This window comes from Pseudactinotalea sp. HY158, assembly GCF_009660225.1.
GTDB lineage: Bacteria > Actinomycetota > Actinomycetes > Actinomycetales > Beutenbergiaceae > HY158.
The window spans coordinates 2918164-2937084 of the sequence record NZ_CP045920.1; the positions used below are offsets into that span (position 1 = coordinate 2918164).

At 74.7% G+C, this 18921-nt stretch carries 14 protein-coding genes and 1 pseudogene; 10 read left to right on the forward strand and 5 right to left on the reverse strand.

Features of this window, described 5'->3' with window-relative positions:
• Nucleotides 1-14: 14 nt before the first annotated feature.
• Nucleotides 15-1235 carry a phosphotransferase gene (locus GCE65_RS12790; protein WP_153879278.1) on the forward strand — a complete coding sequence of 407 codons (1221 nt, stop codon included), beginning with the start codon at nucleotides 15-17 and terminating at the stop codon, nucleotides 1233-1235.
• On the opposite strand, the gene GCE65_RS12795 is transcribed toward GCE65_RS12790, so the two are convergent.
• The 4 genes from GCE65_RS12795 to GCE65_RS12810 form a co-directional block, all read right to left on the reverse strand.
• Nucleotides 1220-2572, reverse strand: a complete 1353-nt coding sequence (locus GCE65_RS12795) for a 3'-5' exonuclease (protein WP_370460230.1) — start codon at nucleotides 2570-2572, stop codon at nucleotides 1220-1222. The two genes, GCE65_RS12790 and GCE65_RS12795, sit on opposite strands and share 16 nt — an antisense overlap.
• 208 nt (nucleotides 2573-2780) lie before the next feature.
• Entirely contained in the window at nucleotides 2781-4430 is a 1650-nt protein-coding gene (locus GCE65_RS17120) for a UvrD-helicase domain-containing protein (RefSeq protein ID WP_153878668.1), read from the reverse strand.
• Nucleotides 4430-7693 (reverse strand): UrvD/REP family ATP-dependent DNA helicase, encoded by a 3264-nt coding sequence (locus tag GCE65_RS16885; protein ID WP_153878669.1) that lies wholly within the window; start codon nucleotides 7691-7693, stop codon nucleotides 4430-4432. Before GCE65_RS16885 ends, GCE65_RS17120 begins: the two co-directional genes overlap by 1 nt.
• Nucleotides 7694-7767: 74 nt before the next feature.
• Entirely contained in the window at nucleotides 7768-8625 is an 858-nt protein-coding gene (locus GCE65_RS12810; RefSeq protein ID WP_153878670.1) for a DUF3152 domain-containing protein, read from the reverse strand.
• 137 nt (nucleotides 8626-8762) lie between these two features.
• On the opposite strand from GCE65_RS12810, the gene GCE65_RS12815 reads away from it, so the two are divergent.
• Together GCE65_RS12815 and GCE65_RS12820 are read left to right on the forward strand one after the other, a co-directional pair.
• On the forward strand, nucleotides 8763-9005 hold the full coding sequence (locus tag GCE65_RS12815) for a DUF3107 domain-containing protein (RefSeq protein WP_153878671.1): 243 nt from the start codon (nucleotides 8763-8765) through the stop codon (nucleotides 9003-9005).
• Nucleotides 9006-9403: 398 nt separating this feature from the next.
• On the forward strand, nucleotides 9404-11068 hold the full coding sequence (locus GCE65_RS12820) for a DEAD/DEAH box helicase (RefSeq protein ID WP_153878672.1): 1665 nt from the start codon (nucleotides 9404-9406) through the stop codon (nucleotides 11066-11068).
• Between the two features lie 141 nt (nucleotides 11069-11209).
• On the opposite strand, the gene GCE65_RS12825 is transcribed toward GCE65_RS12820, so the two are convergent.
• Nucleotides 11210-12049 carry a PHP domain-containing protein gene (locus GCE65_RS12825; RefSeq protein ID WP_228759952.1) on the reverse strand — a complete coding sequence of 280 codons (840 nt, stop codon included), beginning with the start codon at nucleotides 12047-12049 and terminating at the stop codon, nucleotides 11210-11212.
• A gap of 59 nt (nucleotides 12050-12108) precedes the next feature.
• Here GCE65_RS12825 and GCE65_RS12830 point away from each other — a divergent pair, with 59 nt between their 5' ends.
• The 7 genes and pseudogenes from GCE65_RS12830 (at nucleotide 12109) to GCE65_RS12855 (ending at nucleotide 18915) form a co-directional block, all read left to right on the forward strand.
• Nucleotides 12109-13641, forward strand: coding sequence for an aminopeptidase P family protein (locus GCE65_RS12830; protein WP_153878674.1), 1533 nt, complete (start codon nucleotides 12109-12111; stop codon nucleotides 13639-13641).
• On the forward strand, nucleotides 13638-15113 hold the full coding sequence (locus tag GCE65_RS12835; protein ID WP_194928709.1) for a DUF2079 domain-containing protein: 1476 nt from the start codon (nucleotides 13638-13640) through the stop codon (nucleotides 15111-15113). The genes GCE65_RS12830 and GCE65_RS12835 overlap by 4 nt, the downstream gene beginning before the upstream one ends.
• Before the next feature lie 99 nt (nucleotides 15114-15212).
• Complete coding sequence (locus GCE65_RS12840) at nucleotides 15213-16133, forward strand: SIS domain-containing protein (RefSeq protein WP_227993850.1); 921 nt, start codon at nucleotides 15213-15215, stop codon at nucleotides 16131-16133.
• Between the two features lie 161 nt (nucleotides 16134-16294).
• A pseudogene (locus tag GCE65_RS16845) lies at nucleotides 16295-16750 on the forward strand (ROK family protein); the annotation flags it as partial.
• Nucleotides 16751-16842: 92 nt separating this feature from the next.
• On the forward strand, nucleotides 16843-17142 hold the full coding sequence (locus GCE65_RS16850; protein WP_255475273.1) for an ROK family protein: 300 nt from the start codon (nucleotides 16843-16845) through the stop codon (nucleotides 17140-17142).
• Entirely contained in the window at nucleotides 17139-18068 is a 930-nt protein-coding gene (locus GCE65_RS12850) for a 1-phosphofructokinase family hexose kinase (protein ID WP_153878676.1), read from the forward strand. Before GCE65_RS16850 ends, GCE65_RS12850 begins: the two co-directional genes overlap by 4 nt.
• Before the next feature lies 1 nt (nucleotide 18069).
• Nucleotides 18070-18915: a class II fructose-bisphosphate aldolase gene (locus tag GCE65_RS12855; protein ID WP_153878677.1), complete on the forward strand. Its 846-nt coding sequence runs from the start codon at nucleotides 18070-18072 to the stop codon at nucleotides 18913-18915.
• Nucleotides 18916-18921 lie beyond the last annotated feature (6 nt).

Here is an 18921-nt window from a genome sequence, read left to right on the forward strand (position 1 = left end):
TGTCCGTGCCCTCCATGCCGCGTTCCCCGCTCGCCCTGGCAGCCCTGGCCACCGTGGCCGTGCCCGGATTGCGGCCGGTCGCGGCGCGCGCACCGCACACGGCCGGAGCCGACTTCGACGTCGCCGGCGTGCTCGATGCCGACGGCGGCCGGTGGATCGTCCGGGCACCGCGCAGCGACGCCGCGGGGGCGGCGATGGAGGGTGAGGTCGCCCTTCTCGCGGCCCTCGCCGCGGCTCGGGACGACGGGCGGCTGGCCGTCGACGTGCCGCGCCCGAGCGGCTTCGCGCCCCTGCCCGAGCACGGGCGCGCGATGGTCTATCCCGAGATCCTCGGCGACGAGCTCCGGGTCGACCGGCTCGGGGCGGGGCCGGGGATGTCCGCCCAGGTGGCCCGCGCGATCGCCTCCCTGCACGAACTCCCGGTGGCCCTCGTCGCGGATGCCGGCCTGCCCGCCTACACCGCCGAGGAGTACCGGCGCCGGCGGCTCTCCGAGCTCGACGAGGCGGCCGCGACCGGGCACATCCCGACGCGCCTGCTCGGCCGGTGGGAGAGCGCCCTCGAGGACGTGCGGCTCTGGCGCTTCAGTCCGACCCCGGTCCACGGCGACCTCGCGGCCGAGCACGTGCTCGTGCGGGAGGCGCGGGTCGTGGGCATCATCGACTGGTCCGATGCGCGGGTCGCCGATCCGGCCGACGACCTCGCCTGGCTCCTGGCCGCGGCCCCGGAGCAGGCGCTCGACTCGATCCTCGAGGCGTACGCGCTGGCCCGCACCGAGGGCGCCGACGAACAGCTCCTGCCCCGCGCTGTGCTCGCGAGCGAGCTGGCCATCGTTCGCTGGCTCATGCACGGCGTGCGGGTCGGCGACGAGGAGGTCGTGGCCGACGCCGTCGCGATGCTCGCCGATCTCGACGCCGCGACGGCCGGCGCCGCCCCGATCTCCGGCCTGAGCCGGCGACACGCCGACCCCGCGCAGCCCGTGCAGCCGGCCGACCCCGCGCAGCCCGTGCAGCCGGACGACCCCGCGCAGCCGGACGAGCAGCTCGGTGATCCGGATGTGGCCGCCGAGCCGGCGGCGGTGCCCGGGCCGAAGACTGCGTCCGAACCGGAGGCGCTCACCGCGGAGATTCCGGTGCGCGCGGGGGACGACACCCCGACGACCGAGTTCGAGTTACCCCCCGCCTCGGCGGACGAGCCCGAACCGGAGCCCCCGGCCGGGCCTCAGCCCCCGGCCTGAACCGGCTCACCGAACCGGGCGAGGACCTCGAGGATCGCGTCCTCCCCGAGGTCGGAGCCGGCCACCGTGCGGTTCGCCGCCACGTAGTGGTAGGAGGCGCGCACCCGGTCCAGGGGTAGGTCGTGCGCGCGTGCCCACGCGAGTCGGTACAGCGCCAGCTGCAGATCGCGTGCTTCCTGCTCCTCGGCAGTGCGGGCCGGCGCGCCCGTCTTCCAGTCGACGATGTGGTCGGCGCCGTCCTCGTCGCGGAACACCGCATCGATCCGGCACCGGATGATCCGGCCCCCGATCGGCGTGTGCAGGTCGGCCTCGACCCGGATCGGGCTGCGCGCGGCCCAGGCGGAGGCGTGGAAGGCCGTGATGAGCTCCTCGACATCGGACTCGCCCGCGGTCTCGTCGTCCGCCCCGGGCAGCACCTCCCAGTCGAGCAGGGTCGAGGCACCGAAATAGCGCTCGACCCACGCGTGGAAGGTCGTGCCCCGGCGGGCGTGGGTGCTCGGCTCCATCGGCACGGGCCGGCGCCGATTGCGCTCGAACGTCTCGGCGTCCTGGGCGAGGCGCACCACGGCCGAGGCGCTCAGGTGGCCGGCGCCGGTCGCGGCCGGCGGTGCGGCGGCGTCCCGTTCGGCCAGCAGCAGCTCGGCCTCGTCGCGCCACGCGTCGATGAGCGGATCGGCCGCCGGCGCCTCGCCCGCGAGGAGCCGCTGCCAGTAGTCGCGGGACGGCCCCGGGCCGGGCCAGCGCGCCTCGGCCCCCGCGGACGTCGCCGGGTCGCCCTCGTGGACCGAGGCCACCGGCCACGGTCCCCCCGTATCGGCGCCCGCACGCACCGCCTCCCCCAGGAACAGCGAGGGCGTGTTCGCCTCCTTGCGCCCGCTCCAGAAGGAGCCGGTGAGCAGCAGGTGATCGCGGGCCCGGGTGAGCGCGACGTATGCCAGTCGGCGGTCCTCACGCACGAGGCGGTCCCCCTCGGCATGGAGGAAGTCCGCCCAGACCCCGGCCAGCTCGCCGTGGGTGAGCGCCTGTTCGTGGTCGAACGCGGGCAGGTGGTCGACGTCGCCGCGCAGTTCGTACGGCAGCAGCGAGGCGTGGGTCAGCCAGCCCTTCGAGAGCCGGTCGCCCTGCCGGTTCGGTGCGGTCTTGGGGAAGTCGCCCTCGTTGAGCCCGGCCACGACGACCGCATCCCATTCGAGCCCCTTGGAGGCGTGGATCGTCATCACCTGAACGGCCCTCGGGTCGGGTTCGATCTCGGCGGTCGCAAGCCCCTTCTCCTCCTCGTACGCGACGTCGAGCCACGCGAGGAAGGCCGCCAGCGTGCTGCCGCCGCCCACGTGCATGGAGGCTCCGGCGAACCGCTGGAAGTCCGCGGCGACGGCGACGAACTCGTCGAGGTGGGTCCGCGGGTTCCGGGTGCCGGCGGCGGCATGGGCGAGCACCTCGATGTCCAGGCCCAGAAGCCGTTCGGTCGCGAGCACCAGTTCCGGCAGTGGGAGCTGGGCCAGCGAGCGGATCGCCCGGAGCACACCGGCGAGGTCGCCCAGCCGATCACGGGCGGGGTCGGAGAGGTCGTGCCCTGCCGGAGAGACCCATCCGGGTGGGGGCGGGTGCTCGATCGCCTCGACGATGCTCGCCTGCTCGGCCTCCTCCCGGTCGGTGTGCTCGCGCGCTCGATCGACCTGCCTGCGCGCCCAGTGCGACAGCGCCATGAGGTCGCGCGCGCCGATCCCGACGCCGGGCCCGGTGAGCAGCCGCATGAGCACGTCGCCGCGGCTGGGATCGTGGGCGACCTGCAGGGCCGCCCACAGGTCGTTCACCTCGGGGGTGTCGAGGAGCCCGCCGAGGCCGCCGACCTGGAACGGGATCCCGGCGGCGGCGAGGGTCCGGGTGATCTCCGGGAAGAAGGCGCGCTTGCGGCACAGGATGGCCGCGGTCGGCGGGGCCGAGCCGCCGGCTCGCCCCCACCCGAGGCCGGTGAGGAAGCGGGTGATCGTCTCGGCCTCGTCGGCGGCCGTCTCGGGGTAGCGGGCGTGGACCTCCCCGGCGGGGGCGTCCGGCCGGGGCCGCAGCGGGCACGACGGCCTCGAGCGCGGGTGACGCCTCCTCGGAGCGCAGCGGCGCGGCCACCTTGTTCGCCACGGCGAGGACGGCCTCGGCGTTGCGCCACGCGGTGCTCAGGGTGGCGATGTCGGCGGCAGCCCCGTCCGCCCGGGGGAACGCGCGCGGGAAGTCGAGCAACGTGCCCGCGGCCGCCCCCCGCCAACCGTAGATCGCCTGGTTCGGGTCGCCGACGGCGGTCACGGGATGACCGCGGCCGGTCTCGACCTCCCCGGAGAACAGCGCCCGCAGGAGTTGCACCTGCGCGATCGAGGTGTCCTGGTACTCGTCGAGCAGCACGACCCGATAGTGGTCGCGTTCCGCCCGACCAACGGCCCCGACGCGCTGGGCGATGGTCGCCGCCGTGCGCACCTGGTCGCCGAAGTCCACGACGTTGCGCTCGTGCTTGAGTCGCTGATACGCCTCGACCATGGCGAGGATCTCGATCCGTTCCCCGAGCGAGGCGATCAGGTGGCGGATCTCGGCGCGGGGAGCGCGCTGACGGCCGGCGGCCTCCTTGCCCGACAGGTCGGTGGCGAGCGTGCGCAGATACGCCGTCGCCTCCCGGGTGGTGAGCCCGTGTTCGGCGAGTTCACCCGAGAGCGCCGTGACCGCGGCGACGAGGGTTCCCGGCGCGGCGCCGCTGCTCAGCGGCTCCGCCCAGGTCTGCACGACCTCGGCCGCGAGCTGAAAGGTGCCCGCCTCCCCGATGAGGGTGGTGTCGGGGTCGATCCCCGCCCGGAGCGCGTGATCGGTCACGATCCCGGCGGCGTAGGAGTTGTAGGTGGAGATGCGCGGCTGGTCGTCCAGGTCCAGCTCCGGGTCCAGGTCCCGCACGGAGCGCAGCCGCCGCCGCACCCGGTCGGCGAGTTCGGCCGCGGCCTTGCGGGTGAACGTGAGGCCGAGGATCTGCTCGGGCGCGACGAGTCCGTTGGCCACGAGGTAGACGACCCTCGAGGCCATGGTCGCGGTCTTGCCGGAGCCGGCTCCGGCGATGACCAGCTGCGGTTCGAGGGGAGCCTCGATCACCGCCTGCTGTTCGGGCGTGGGCGGGTGCTCCCCGAGCGCGACCGCCAGCTCGAACGCGTTCCACCGCACCATCAGGCCTCCTCCGTCGTGCCGGGGCGGCCCAGCCGGGCGCCCGCGTCCTGCACGGGGCAGGAGCGGCGCACCGGGCACGACCGGCACGTGTCGTTCACGCGGGCCGTGAACTCGCCGCCCGCCATCGTCTCGGCCACGCCCTCGACCATCTCCCGCGCCCAGCCGGGGTCGACCGCATCGGCGAGCGGGCCCTGTTCGCGCACGGACGCGCTCTTGTGGGTGCTGCCCACGTAGACCAGGGAGGCGCCGGCGGCGGGCCGGTCCGCGTCGAAGGCGCCGGCGTCCACGGCGAGCTGGTATGCGCCGAGCTGGGGATGGTGGGGCACCTCGTCCGCCGGGACCACCACCTTGCCCGTCTTGAGATCGACGATGTGCGGGCCGTCCGCGCGGTGCTCGATCCGGTCGACCCGCCCCCGCAGCACCGTGGCGGGCTCCGTCGGCAGCCGCACCTCGAAGGCCCGCTCGGTCTCGACCTCGTATCCGTGCGAGGCGACGTACCCGGCGAGCTTGTGCATCATCACCTCGGCGCGGGCGCGCTCGCGGCGTGCGAGGGCCGTCTCGGGCAGTCCGAGTTCGGGCCATCGCCGCTCGAGTTCGGCGAGGAGCTCGGACTCCGCCGCGCGGGGCAGGTCGGCGGCGATGTCGTGCACGAGGTCGCCGACGTTCTGGGCGTTGCTGCTGCGCGCCTGCCCGCCCGCGGCGGTGAGGAACCACCGCAGCGGGCACGTCACCGCGGTCTCGATCGCCGACGGCGAGACCGTCACGTGCGCATCGGGCTCGCCCGTCACGACGAGCGGGAGGTCGCTGCTCCAGGGCACGAGGCCCGGCCAGCGGGACGGATCGGCCTCGCGCACCTGTGCCCGGGCCAGGTCGCGCAGCAGTCCGCCCGCCGCCCGGGCCCGCGCGCTCGGCACCCCCGTGGGGGCCCCGACGGCGCCCCCGGCGGGGCGGGCGGCGGCCCGGAGCCGGCCCACGAGGCCGCGCAGATCGAGCGGCGGCTCGACCCGCGTGATCGGCGGGGCGTCGCCCGCCGGCAGGAGGGCATCGAGGAAGCCGGAGGGGCGGGTATCGGTGTCGAGCACGCAGGTGAGCAGGAGCCGGGAACGGGCACGCGAGCAGGCGCTGACGAACGTGCGCAGCTCGTCGTCGCGGACCTGCCTGCGGGCGAGGCGCCACCGGTCGACGTCGGCGGTGGCCGTCTCGGGTCCGTGCCGCTGTGAGGCGATATCGGCCAGGTGCGCGGCCCCGAGCACGGTGTCCCGGATGCGCAGGTCGGGCCAGACCTCGTCCTGGACGCCCGCGACGATCACGACCTCCCACTCCCCGCCGGCGGCCGAGGCGGCCGTGTGCACGGCGACGGTGCGGCCCTGGGTCGCGCGGGCCGCGAGCGTGTCCGCGGGGAAGTCCTGGCCGGCGAGGTGGTGCAGGAAGGCCGAGGGCCCGGCCCCGGCGGTGCGGTCGGTGAACTGCTCCGCCGCCGTGAACAGCGCGACCATCGCGTCGAGGTCGGCGTCGGCGCGGTCGGCCCCGGCCCCGCCGGCGAGCGCCCGCTCCTGCCACGTGTCGGCCAGGTCGAGGGCCTGCCACATGCGCCACAGCACCATCTCGGTGCCGAGCCCGCCGGCGTGGGCGGCCCGGCCCGCGGCGAGCATGGCGGCCATCGCCGCCGGGGCCGCGCGCACCGTGGGCGGCAGCCCGGCGAGCAGGTCCGGATCGGCGAGGGCGGCGGCGAGGAGGTCGGCCGAGTCGGCGGCGCCGGCCGCGCGCAGCTCCCGTCGCAGGCGGCGCAGCCCGACCGGGTCGACGCCCCCGATCACGGAGGTGAGCAGGCCGATCGCCTCGGGCCCGGTGAGACTCGGTTCCTCCCGGGTGACGACTTCGAGCGCCAGCAGGAACGGCAGCACCGCGGCCTCCTCCCGGAGCGGCCGGTCGGGCGCCTGGGTCTGCAGCGGGATCCCCGCCAGCCGCAGCTGCCGGCGCACGGGGACGAGCTGCTGATGGCCGCGCACGATGACGGCCAGCCGTGACCACGGCACGCCCTCGAGCAGGTGCGCCTCCCGCAGCCGGCGCGCGATATAGGCGTGCTCCTGCGCCGGGGATCCCAGCACGCGCAGCTCCACCGCACCGCCCGCCCGCTCGACGCCGGCTGTCGCCCCGGCCTCTGCGCCATCCGCGGCATCGACGGCATCGGCGGCATCGGCGCCATCGCCGGCATCGCCCGGGGGCCCGACGGGAGGCCGGCGCCGAGCGGGCACGGCGATCGGGGGAAGCGGCAGGCTCAGCCGATGCACGAACCCGGCGAGTTCACCGCCGTGCCGGTGCCGGGTGGCGAGCAGGTGGGTGCGCGCCCCGAGGGCCCCCTCCCCCGATCCGACCGGCCGGGTGGCGGTATGCACGAGGGCGGGCACGGCGCCGCGAAACGACTGCACGGCCACATCCGGTTCGGCGAAGGCGGCGACCCGCGCGCCGGTGCCGTCCAGCTCGCCCAGGAGCCGCGCGGTGGCCAGGGTGGCGTCCTGGTAGTCGTCGTGGACCACGAACTCGAGGTCGCCGAGGGGATCTCCGGCTCGGGCGAGGACCTGCACCGCCTGGTCGAGGATCGTGGACGCGTCGTAGCGGGCCCCCCGATCGGGGGTCAGCTCTCCGAGGACGGTCACGTCGGTGTACTCCGCGAGCACCCGCCCGGCCGCGACCCATTCGGGGCGGTCGTGCCGGTGGCCCCATTCCTCCAGGGACGGCCCGTCGAGCCCCGCCTCGGCGGCGCGCATGAGCAGGTCCCGCAGTTCGTCGCGGAAGGCCCGCAGCCGCTGCATCTGCGGGGTGATCGCATCGGGCCAGCCGACCCGCGCCCCCTCCCCCGACAGGTGCCCCTCGATCAGGTCGCCGAGGATCTGATCCTGATCGGGACCCGTGAGCAGGGTCGGCGCGGGCCGGCCCGCCCGCTGGGCGGCGAGCCGCAGGATCGTGAAGGCGAGCGACGCCGGCGTGCGCACGAGGGTGCGCGAGGTCGTGCGGCCCAGCCGGGCGGAGACCTCCTCGCCGATGAGGGCGGCCGCCCGTCTCGAGGGCACGAGCAGCACGGCCCGGTCGGGATCGTTCGCACGGCACCAGTCGAGGAACACCTCGACCGCCGTGGTCGTCTTCCCCGATCCGGGCGGGCCGAGCACCACGTGGTTCCCGCCCGCGAGCACCGCGTCGTGCACCTCCTGCTGGGCGGCGTCCAGCCGGAGGCCGGATCTCGGGGGGACGAGCTGCGTGGTCATGTGGACATCACAGCAGACCCCGCCGACACGGGCTCGACGGCACGGCAGCACCGTCACTATGGCTCACGGGCGGCTCACGGGCGGGGCCAGCCGTTCGGCTCGCAGCCTCCCAGGGTGATGGTCTGCTGCACCATGACCGGCGCGAGGGCCCCGGCGGCGGGGCAGGTGCGGTGCTGGTGGCCGAGCAGGTGCCCGACCTCGTGGTTGACCAGGTACCGGCGGTACTCGGTGATCGAACCGCCGCCGTCGGCGAAGGGCTCGGCCCCGTCGATCCACCGCTGCGCGTTGAGCGCGGCGTGCCCGTAGCGGCCGCACGAGTACAGGCTGTTCGTGGCGAGCGGGGCGCACAGGTCGTCGACGGTCCCCGGACTCGCCACGAGCACCCGCAGGTCGGGGTCCTCGCCGTCGGTGCGGGCGAAGCTGAGCGAGCCGTCCCCACCCCAGGAACGGTCGTCGTTGAGCGTGTCCATGACGAAGTCGCCGAAGTCGGACAGGAGCATCGGCAGGCCCCACTCCATCTCGATGCGCACGGTGCGCACCTCCCGATCCGGGTGCGGCGCGGGCTCACTGCCCGGAAGCACGACGAGCTCGCCGTCGAGCCGGTCCGGCACGTCGTGGGTGAGCACTCCCGCGAGCTCGTCCGGGGTCGGCGGCGGGGGCGTCGTCGGGCTTGGGGACGGCGTCCGCTCGCCCGCGCTCGCCCGTGCCGTGGGCGAGCGGGTCGGCTCGGGCGTACCGGTGGGCTCGGGCGTTCCGGTGGGCTCGGGGGTCGCCGTGGGCTCGGCCACCGTGCCGGCAGTGCCGGCAGTGCCGGCAGTATCGCCCGTGTCGGTGTCGGAATCACGCCCGAACGCGAACCACGCGAGCGCCACCGCGAGGACGACCGCGAGGGCGACCACGAGGATCGTGCGGGGGGTCCGTCGAGTCGGCATGACTTCCATCGTGCCATCAGTTCGGGGGCAGCACCGCCGCGGGCCTACGATGGGGACTCGTGCGCCGAGCGGCGCACGATTTCGAAGGAGCCGAGGCAGCCATTCCTGCCGGCCAGGAAGCGATGAAGGTGGAGAGCGTGCGGATCACTATCGGAGTGCAGAACGTCGCCCGGGAGCTCAACGTCGAACTCGACGACTCGACCGGCGGCGCCACCGACCCGGCGGCCGTCGCGGCGCAGGTGAGCGAGGCGGTCGCCACGGAGGACGGTGTGCTCGACCTCACCGACGCGAAGGGGAACCGCATCATCGTTCCGGCGCGCTCCCTCGCGTACGTGCACGTCGGGGTCGACGAGCAGCGGTTCATCGGCTTCAGCGCCTGAGGCCGTCCGACCCGCATCCGGGCCGCATCCGGGCCGAATCCGGGCGACACCCGGCCACACAGACCGCCCGGGTCACGCCGCACCGGTGGCGGTGGGCCGGGCCACACTTGCCCGCCGTCCGGGCTATTTCGGTGCGCCCGCGCTACAGTGGACCCGTACGGGTTGCCCGGTCGCAACGGTCGAACACGTCGCCACTATGAACTCCCGCCTCCCCCGGTCCCGTCCGGACGGCGCGGAGAGCCCGGTTCCCTTCTCGATTCTTCGCTCGCTCCTGGAGCACATGGAGCACATGGAGCACACGGAGAATTCCGCGGAGCAGGAGCCGGCAGGAAATCTCGCGATCGGCTGCCGGCAGCAGCACGCGTCCGACCGGGCGCGTCCCAGCGTTCCGAGGGACTATGACCGATACCGACCTGCAGGCGAGCGAGCCTGCCACCACCACCGTCGCCGATGACATCCTCGCGCGCCTCGACGAGGCCGCCGTGACCGAGTCCGTCGACGTCACGACCGATTCCGACGCCGTCGAGATCAGCCAGGACGGCGACCTGCCCGAGCGGTCGTTCGCCGACTTCGGCGTGAGCGAGCCGATCGTCGCGGCGCTCTCCGAGGTGGGCATCACCCACCCCTTCCCGATCCAGGCGCTCACCCTGCCGGTGGCGCTCGCCGGCCACGACATCATCGGCCAGGCCAAGACCGGCACCGGCAAGACCCTCGGCTTCGGCATCCCGCTGCTCGAGCGGGTCGTCGGCCCCGGCGAGGAGGGCTGGGACGACCTGCCGGACGCCGGCAAGCCGCAGGCGCTCATCATCGTGCCGACCCGCGAGCTCGCGGTCCAGGTCGCCGGCGACCTCGTCACCGCCGCCCGCAAGCGGCCCGTGCGTGTCGCACAGGTCTATGGCGGTCGTTCCTACGAGCCGCAGATCGAGGCGCTGACCCGCGGGGTCGAGGTCGTCGTCGGCACTCCCGGCCGGATGATCGACCTGCTCAAGCAGCGTTACCTCGTGCTCAATCAGGTGCAGGTGCTCGTGCTCGACGAGGCCGACGAGATGCTCGACCTCGGCTTCCTGCCGGACGTGGAGACCCTGCTCTCGCGCACCCCGGCGAACCGGCACACGATGCTGTTCTCCGCCACGATGCCCGGGGCGGTCATCGCGATGGCCCGGCGCTACATGACCCGGCCCACGCACATCCGCGCCCAGGATCCCGAGGGCTCCGGGGCGGCCGTCGACCTGGTGAGCCAGTTCGTCTACCGCGCCCACGCGATGGACAAGACCGAGATGCTCTCGCGCATCCTCCAGGCCGAGGGCCGGGGTCTGACGATCGTGTTCACCCGCACCAAACGCACCGCGGCCAAGGTCGCGGACGAACTCGTCGACCGCGGCTTCGCGGCGGCACCGCTGCACGGCGATCTGGGCCAGGGAGCCCGCGAGCAGGCGCTGCGCGCGTTCCGCCACGGCAAGGTGGACGTGCTCGTGGCCACCGACGTCGCGGCCCGCGGCATCGACGTCGACGACGTCACCCACGTCGTCAACTTCCAGTGCCCCGAGGACGACAAGACCTACCTGCACCGGATCGGGCGGACCGCCCGCGCCGGCAACACGGGCACCGCGGTCACGTTCGTCGACTGGGACGACGTGCCTCGCTGGACCCTCATCGACAAGGCCATCGGCCTGAACAAGGGCGAGCCGGTCGAGACCTACTCGTCCTCACCCCACCTGTACACCGACCTGTCGATCCCGGAGGGCACGAAGGGCCGGCTCCCGCGGCAGGCCCGCACCCGCGCCGGGCTCGAGGCCGAGGTCCTCGAGGATCTGGGCGAGACCGGCGGCGGGGCGAAGGGCGCCGGCGGCCGGGGACGCCAGGACCGAGGCGGGCAGTCCGGCCGTCAGGGCGGCCGCTCCGGTCGCCAGGGCGGCCAGTCGGGTCGCCAGGGTGGTCAGGGTGGTCAGGGCGGTCAGGGCGGTCAAGCCCAGCGCCGGCAGGCCCCCGGCGAGGGCCAGGGCCGCTCCCGGCGCCGTCGTCGCACACGCGGCGGCAAGCCCGTCGCCGACTCGGGCAGCTGAGACCCACTCCTCCGCGGGTTCCCCGCAACCACACCGAAGCACGCCGGATCACACCGGTCCCCGCCCGGGGCGCCCATGCGGCGCTCCGGGCGTCGCTCGTTCCGGGACCCGCTCAGGCGAGGGTCGCGTCGAACCACTCGCTCACGGGTGCACCACGCCGAGACGCCCCTGGGCCGTGATCGCGGCGAGGACCTCCCGCGAGGTGGTGTTCTCACCGAGCCGGTTCGGCTTGCCCGCCCCGTGGTAGTCGCTCGATCCGGTCCGCAGCAGGCCGTGGCGACCCGCGAGGGCCACGAGTTCGGCCCGCTCGGCGGGAGTGTGGTCGCGGTGGTCCACCTCGAGTCCGGCGAGCCCGGCCTCGACCATCCGCGCGATGACGGCGTCGCTCACCACCCGCCCGCGGCCGCTGGCGCGCGGGTGGGCCATGACCGGCACCCCGCCCGCCGCCCGCACCGCGGCGACGGCGGCGACGGCCTCGGGCGCCGTGTAGCGCACGTAGTAGGGGCTGTGGGGGCTGAGCAGCCCCGCGAACGCCGCGGTGCGATCGGGCACGATGCCCAGTCGCACGAGTGCGTCCGCGATGTGGGGCCGCCCGATCGTCGCCCCCGGCGCGGCCTCGGCGAGCACGTCGTCCCAGGAGATCGGCAGGTCCCGGCCGAGTCGGGCGACCATGTCCGCGGCGCGGGTGGCCCGATGGCTGCGGGAGTCGGCGAAGACGCCCGCGAGCGCCGGGTCGGCCGGGTCGTGGAGGTAGGAGAGCAGGTGCACGCTGATGCCCCCGGCGGTGCAGGAGATCTCGGTCCCCCGCACGAGGCTCACCCCGGAGCCGGGCACGGCGGCCACGGCCTCGGCCCACCCCGCGGTCGTGTCGTGATCGGTCAGCCCCACCACCGTCAGCCCCGCCCGCGCGGCCGCCGCCATGAGCTCGGCCGGGCTCTCGGTGCCGTCCGAGGCGCGCGTGTGGGTATGCAGGTCGATCACTCCGTCAGGGTAGGGCACCGGTTCGCCCGGCGTGGCGCTCGGGGTGAGACGATGGGGGCATGTCTGGCGAACACAGCGAGGACGATCCGTCGGCCGATCGCGGCAGCAACCGCTCCCAGCGCCCCGAATCGGCGGCGTTCCGGGAGTTCATCGCGGCCGACTGGGCGCCGCCGGCGAGCACGGTGAGCACAGCCGCGGGCCCGGACGAGGTCGCGGCCTACGCCGCCGCGCGCCGGCGCCGCCTGTCCGAGCAGTTCCCCGGCGAGCGGCTCGTGCTCCCGGCGGGTGGGCTCAAGGTGCGCTCGAACGACACGGACTACCGCTTCCGGCCGCATTCCGCGTTCGCGCACATGACCGGGCTGGGCACGGACGAGGAGCCCGACGCCGTGCTCGTGCTCCATCCCCAGCCGGCCGAGGCGGTCGAGCCGGCCACGGAACACGAGGCGGTGCTGTACTTCCGCCCCCTCGCCTCCCGGGAGAGCGAGGAGTTCTGGGCCGATGCCCGCTACGGGGAGTTCTGGGTGGGCGCCCGCCCGACGTTGGCGGAGCTCGAGGCCCGCCTGGGCCTGCCGTGCCGGCACATCGACGAGCTCGCCGACGCCGTCGGAAAGGACGCCGGCGAGGTGACCGTCCGCGTCGTCCCCGGGGCGGACGAGGCGGTGAGCGCGCTCGTCGAACGCATCCGCGTGCAGAACGGCGTGACCTCCGACAGCGAGCACGGCGAGGACGCCGCCCTGGCCGAGGCGCTCTCGGAGCTGCGCCTGACCAAGGACGAGTGGGAGATCGGGCAGCTGCGGGCCGCGGTGGCGGCCTCGGTCGCGGGCTTCGAACAGATCGTGCGGGCGCTGCCCCGTGCAGCCGGGCACCCGCGCGGCGAACGGGTGATCGAGGGCGCCTTCGCCGCCGTCGCGCGGGCGGAGGGCAACGGCACGGGCTACGAGACGATCGCGGCGGCGGGCAACAACGCCACCACCCTCCACTGGATCCGCAACGACGGCCCGGTGCGGGCGGGCGAGCTCGTGCTCGTCGACGCCGGCGTCGAGGCGGACTCGCTCTACACCGCCGACATCACCCGCACGCTCCCGGTGAGCGGGGAGTTCTCCGGCGTGCAGCGCCGCGTCTACCAGGCGGTGCTCGATGCGGCCGACGCCGCGTTCGCCGTCGCCCGCCCCGGGGTGAGGTTCCGCGAGATCCACTCGACCGCGATGGGCGTGCTCGCCGCCCGGCTCGAGGAGTGGGGGCTACTGCCGGTCGGCGCCGAGGCGGCCCTCGCGCCGCGCGGCCAGCAGCATCGGCGCTGGATGCCGCACGGCACGAGCCACCACCTGGGCCTCGACGTGCACGACTGTGCCCAGGCCCGCCGGGAGATGTACCTCGACGCGGAGCTCGCCCCGGGCATGGTGTTCACGATCGAGCCGGGCCTGTACTTCAAGGAGGACGACCGGGCGATCCCGGCCGAGTACCGCGGGATCGGCGTCCGGATCGAGGACGACGTGCTCGTGACCGACGACGGCGTGGTCAACCTGAGCGGGGCGCTGCCGCGCCGGCCCGACGACGTCGAGGCGTGGATGGCCTCGCTCCGGCGCGGGTGAGCGCGCCCCCGGCGGCCCTCGTGCGGGCGCGGGCGGCGGTTCGGACGACGTGGCCCGCCTGGTCCGTCGGTGCGCTCATCGCCGCGATCCACACGGTGTGGTCGTGGCGGCAGTGGGCCCGCTTCGACTCCCCGAGCTGGGATCTGGGCATCTTCACGCAGCTGATCCAGGACTATTCGCGCCTCGAGGCCCCGATCGTGCCCATCAAGGGCGAGGGCTATTTCCTGCTGGGCGATCACTTCCACCCGCTGCTCGTCGTGCTCGCGCCGTTCTACCGGATGTTCCCGTCGGGCTTCACGCTGCTCGTCGCCCAGAACGTGCTGCTCGGGATCTCGGCCGGGATCCTCACGTGGCTCGGCGTGCGGCTGCTCGGTCGCTGGTCCGGGATCGCGATCGGTCTCGCCTACGGCGCGTCGTGGGGCCTGCAGACGGCGGTCGCGAGCCAATTCCACGAGGTCGCCCTCGCGATGCCGCTCCTCGCCGCCTCCCTCACGGCCCTCGTGCTCCGGCGGCACCGGGCGGCCGCCCTGTGGGCGCTGCCGCTGCTCGGGGTCAAGGAGGACCTGGGGCTCACGGTGGCCGCCATCGGGGTGGTCATCGCCCTCCAGGGAGGCCGCCGGCTCGGGTCGGCGCTGGCCGCCGGCGGTGTCGCCGCCTTCGTGCTCGTCACCTCGGTCGTGCTGCCCGCGCTCAACCCCGACGGAGTCTGGGCCTATGCCGAGGATTCCGTGCTCTCGCGGCTGCTGAGCGACCCGGCGGCCACGCTGGCCGGGTTGACGGACGGCGCCGGCACGAAGGCGGGGATGGTCACGCTGTCGCTGGCGATCACGGCCTTCCTCGCACTGCGCTCGCCGATCATCCTCGTCGCGGTGCCGACGTTCGCGTGGCGGCTCACCTCGGACGTCCCCTACCACTGGGGAACCGATTGGCACTATTCGGCCCCGCTCATGATCATCGCGATGGTCGCCCTCGTCGACGGACTGCACCGGCTCGCCGAGCGCACCGAGGCGAGGAGGCGGGCGGGCGGGGCACCGGTCCCCGCCACCGGCCCGGGCGGGAGGTTTCTCGCGCTGCGCGCCCCCGTGCGGGTGCGGGAGGTCGCGACCGGGGTCCTGCTCTTCGCGATCGTGGCGAGTTCCCAGTTCCCGTGGTCGCGACTGGTCGAGCCGGAGTTCTACCGACCGAGCCCGACCGCCGCCGGCGCCCGCGGCGCCCTGGCCACCGTGACTCCCGGCGACCGTGTCGTGACCGACATCACACTCATGGCCTACCTCGTGCCGACGGCCCGCGTCTACTGGCTCGGTCACGACAACCCCGTACCCGACCTGATCGTGCTCGACCGCCATTCGGGCGTCTGGGGCGGCGAGCCTCCCCGGGATGCCGCGGAATGGGGCGAGGATCGGTTCGACGGGTCGACGTTCACCCAGATCTACGACCGGGACGGCTTCCTCGTCGCGGAGCGCGACGGGTGATCGCGGTCGCCCCGAGAAGGGCCGGTTCCATGCCCACCGACCCCATGCAGGTTTGTGCTCACTAGACATTCTTATGTGTCATCTACAATCATGGGTGCCATGACTCAGACTCCAGACACGACAACGACGGTCAGCGGCGCCCACATGGAGGCCGAGCTGATGAGCCAGCCCGACACCTGGGCCCGGGCCGTGGAACTCGCCTCCGACCATGCCGACCTCTTCCCCACCGCCGGACAGCGCGTCGCCGCGATCGGCTGCGGCACCTCCTGGTTCATGGCCCAGAGTTACGCCGCGCTGCGCGAGCGCGCCGGCCTCGGGGAGACCGACGCCTTCGTCGGCTCCGAGCCGCTGCTCGAGCGCGACTACGACCTCGTCGTCGCGATCTCGCGCTCCGGCACCACCTCCGAGATCATCACCGCGATGTCCGCCATCGCCGGCCGTATCCCCGTGCTGGCGATCGTCGGCGCGGCCGACACCCCGATCGGGCGCGCCGCCGACCGGGTCATCGAGACGCCGTTCGCGGACGAGACCTCCGTGGTGCAGACGCGGTTCGCGACGACCGCGCTGACCCTGCTGCGCGCCTCCCTCGGGGAGGACCTCGGCGCGGCGATCGCGGACGCCCGCACCGCCACGACCGCCCCGCTGCCCGAGGCGGCCGTCACCGCCGAGCAGACCACCTTCGTGGGCCTGGGCTGGACCATCGGGCTCGCCCACGAGGCGGCGCTGAAGAACCGCGAGGCCTCCCAGTCCTGGACCGAGTCCTACCCCGCCATGGACTACCGGCACGGCCCCATCGCCATCGCCGCCCCCGGCCGGGTCACCTGGAGCTTCGGCGCCGCCCCCGAGGGTCTCGCCGCCCAGGTGAGCGCCACCGGAGCCACCTTCGTCGAGCATGCCGAACTCGACCCGCTCGCCGATCTCGTCATCGCCCAGCGGGTGGCGCTGGCCCGTGCCCGGGCCGCCGGCCTCGACCCCGACCACCCCCGCGGCCTCACCCGGTCCGTGGTCCTGGACGGCTGAGACCGCCTTGCCCGCCCCCCGCACTCACCGGCCGCCGCCACCCCGACCGGGCGGCCGGTGACGTGACCCCGCCGCCGGTCGCCGCCCGCACCGGCGGATTCACGTTGCCCGGACCGGTCGCGGCCTTCGACGTCGGCGGCACCGACATCAAGGCGGGCCTCGTGCACCCGGACGGCTCCATCAGCCACCGCTCGACCACCCCGACCCCGCGCGATCCCGTCCGTCCGGCCGCCGCCGTCGTCGATCGGACGACGCAGCTCGCCGCCGCGATGCCGGGGGCGGTCGCGCTCGGGGTCGTCGTGCCGGGCCTCGTCGACGACGTCCGCGGCGTCGGCGTCTACTCGGCGAACCTCGGCTGGCGCGACGCCCCGTTCGGCGAGCTCCTCGCGGCCGCCACCGACCTGCCGGTCGGATTCAACCACGACGTCACCGCGGCGGCGATCGCCGAGACCACCTTCGGGGCCGCCGCGGGCATCGCCGACGCCGCGGTCGTGGCGATCGGCACGGGTATCGCCGCGGGCCTCATCGTCGACGGCCGCCCGCACCGCGCCCGCGGCTATGCGGGCGAGCTCGGGCACACGGTCGTCGATCCGAGTGGTCCGCTCTGCCCGTGCGGCGCCCGTGGCTGCCTCGAGGCGATCGCCTCGGCCGCCGCCCTCGCCCGCCGCTACACCGAGGGAGCGGCCGCCCCGCCGCCGGGGCGAGGGAGGTGCTCGCCGCCCGCGCGGCCGGCGACGAGACCGCCGCCCGCATCTGGCAGGAGGGGATCCGGGCACTCGCCGCCGGCCTGCGACAGCTCTCGGCGCTGCTCGCCCCCGAGATCGTCGTCATCGGCGGCGGCCTCATGCGCGCCGGCGACGACCTCTTCACCCCGCTGCGCCGCGAGGCCGAACGCACGTTCACGGTCCATCCCGTGCCGCCGATCGTCGCCGCCACGACCGGACCCGACGCCGGACTCCTCGGCTCGGCCCTCATCGGAGCCGGCGCCCTCACCGGGGACGCCGCATGATCCTCACCTTCACCGCCAATCCGGCCCTCGACGTCACGTACTCCGTGCCGACCTTCCGGCTCGGCTCCTCGCACCGGGTCGACCCGCCGCAGGTGCGCGCGGGCGGCAAGGGCGTCAACGTCGCCCGCGTGCTGCACGAGCAGGGCCGGACCACCTGTGTCATCGCGCCCGCAGGCGGTGGACCGGGCGTGCGGTTCCGGACCGACCTGGACGCGGCCGGTCTGCGCCACCACCTCGTCGAGGTCGCCGCCGACACCCGCACCACCCTCGCCCTCGTGGGCGAGGACACGACGAACATCAACGAGTCCGGCGCGCCGCTGAGCCCGGCCGAGTGGGCCGCGCTGTCCGGGGCGGTCGCCGCCGAACTGGGCGCGCCGGCCGGCCCGGGGGTCGTGCTCGTCTGCTCCGGCTCCACGCCGCCGCACACGCCGCTCGACCTGTTCCCGGGCCTCGTCGAGGCCGCCCACGCCGCCGGGGCGACCGCGATCGTCGACACCTCGGGCCCCCATCTGCTCGCCGCCGCCGACGCCGGGGCCGACGTGCTCAAGCCGAACGACGAGGAGATCCTCGCCGCCCTCGGGGGCACGGATCCGATCGTCGCGGCCCGGCGGCTCGCGGCCCGATCGGGCGGGCTCGTGCTCCTGTCGATGGGACCCGACGGTCTCGCCGCGGTCCGCGACGACGGACCCTGCCTGCACGCCCGCCCCGGACGCCGCCTGCGCGGCAATACGACCGGCGCCGGGGACGCGGCCGTCGCCGCCACCGCCGCCGCGATCGCGGCCGACCCGGACGTGCTCACCACCGGCCTCGACGAGCTCCTGCGCCAGGCGGTCGCCTGGTCCGGCGCCGCGGTCCTCGCCCCGCTCGCGGGGAGCATCACCGACCCCACCCCCCTCCTGCCCGGTATCTCTATCACGGAGTTCTGACATGCCCCTCGTCACCACCGCCGAGTTGTTCACCCGCGCCCGGAACCGGGGGCAGGGCCTGCCCGCGTTCAACGTGCTGCACCTGGAGACCATCGAGGCGATCGCGGCCGGCGCCGAGCGCACCGGGACGGGCGTCGTGCTGCAGATCTCCCAGAACTGCGTGCGCTACCACGGCGGCCTCGCCCCCCTGGCCGCGGCGAGCCGCGCGGTCGCCGAGTCCTCGAGCGCCCCGCTCTCCCTCCACCTCGACCACGCGGAGGATCTCGACCTCGTGCGCGAGGCCCTCGACCTCGGCTTCTCCTCGGTCATGTACGACGGCGCCACGCTCGACTACCCCGAGAACGTCGCCCGCACGGTCACCGCGGTCTCGGCCGCGCACGCGGTCGGGGCGATCGTCGAGGCGGAACTCGGCGAGATCGGGGGCAAGGACGGCGCCCACGCGCCCGGCGTACGCACGGACCCCGCCGAGGCGGCCCGGTTCGCGGCCGACACGGGTGTCGACGCCCTCGCCGTCGCCGTCGGCAGCTCCCACGCCATGCTCGAACGCACGGCGGAACTCGACACCGACCTCATCGCGGCCATCGCCGCGGCCGTTCCGGTGCCGCTCGTGCTCCACGGGTCCTCGGGGGTGCCGGACGCGTCGATCCAGGCGGGTATCCGGTCCGGTATGGTCAAAGTGAACATTTCCACGCAGTTGAACAAGATGTTCACCGCCGGGGTTCGGGAACGGCTCGGGGCGCAGCCCGACCTGGTCGATTCCCGCAAGTACCTGGGCGCCGGGCGGGACCGCCTTGCGGACGAGGTGGCCCGGCTCGTCGATGTGCTGACCATGGTGACCACGGCTTGAATTGGA

Excerpts from the sequence above, each read along its gene's own strand:
- GCE65_RS12790 (WP_153879278.1), top strand. The coding sequence starts at position 15 with ATGCCGCGTTCCCCGCTCGCCCTGGCAGCCCTGGCCACCGTGGCCGTG.
- GCE65_RS12795 (WP_370460230.1), bottom strand. The coding sequence starts at position 2,572 with ATGCACGTGGGCGGCGGCAGCACGCTGGCGGCCTTCCTCGCGTGGCTC.
- GCE65_RS17120 (WP_153878668.1), bottom strand. The coding sequence starts at position 4,430 with ATGGTGCGGTGGAACGCGTTCGAGCTGGCGGTCGCGCTCGGGGAGCAC.
- GCE65_RS16885 (WP_153878669.1), bottom strand. The coding sequence starts at position 7,693 with ATGACCACGCAGCTCGTCCCCCCGAGATCCGGCCTCCGGCTGGACGCC.
- GCE65_RS12810 (WP_153878670.1), bottom strand. The coding sequence starts at position 8,625 with ATGCCGACTCGACGGACCCCCCGCACGATCCTCGTGGTCGCCCTCGCG.
- GCE65_RS12820 (WP_153878672.1), top strand. The coding sequence starts at position 9,404 with ATGACCGATACCGACCTGCAGGCGAGCGAGCCTGCCACCACCACCGTC.
- GCE65_RS12830 (WP_153878674.1), top strand. The coding sequence starts at position 12,109 with ATGTCTGGCGAACACAGCGAGGACGATCCGTCGGCCGATCGCGGCAGC.
- GCE65_RS12840 (WP_227993850.1), top strand. The coding sequence starts at position 15,213 with ATGACTCAGACTCCAGACACGACAACGACGGTCAGCGGCGCCCACATG.
- GCE65_RS12850 (WP_153878676.1), top strand. The coding sequence starts at position 17,139 with ATGATCCTCACCTTCACCGCCAATCCGGCCCTCGACGTCACGTACTCC.
- GCE65_RS12855 (WP_153878677.1), top strand. The coding sequence starts at position 18,070 with ATGCCCCTCGTCACCACCGCCGAGTTGTTCACCCGCGCCCGGAACCGG.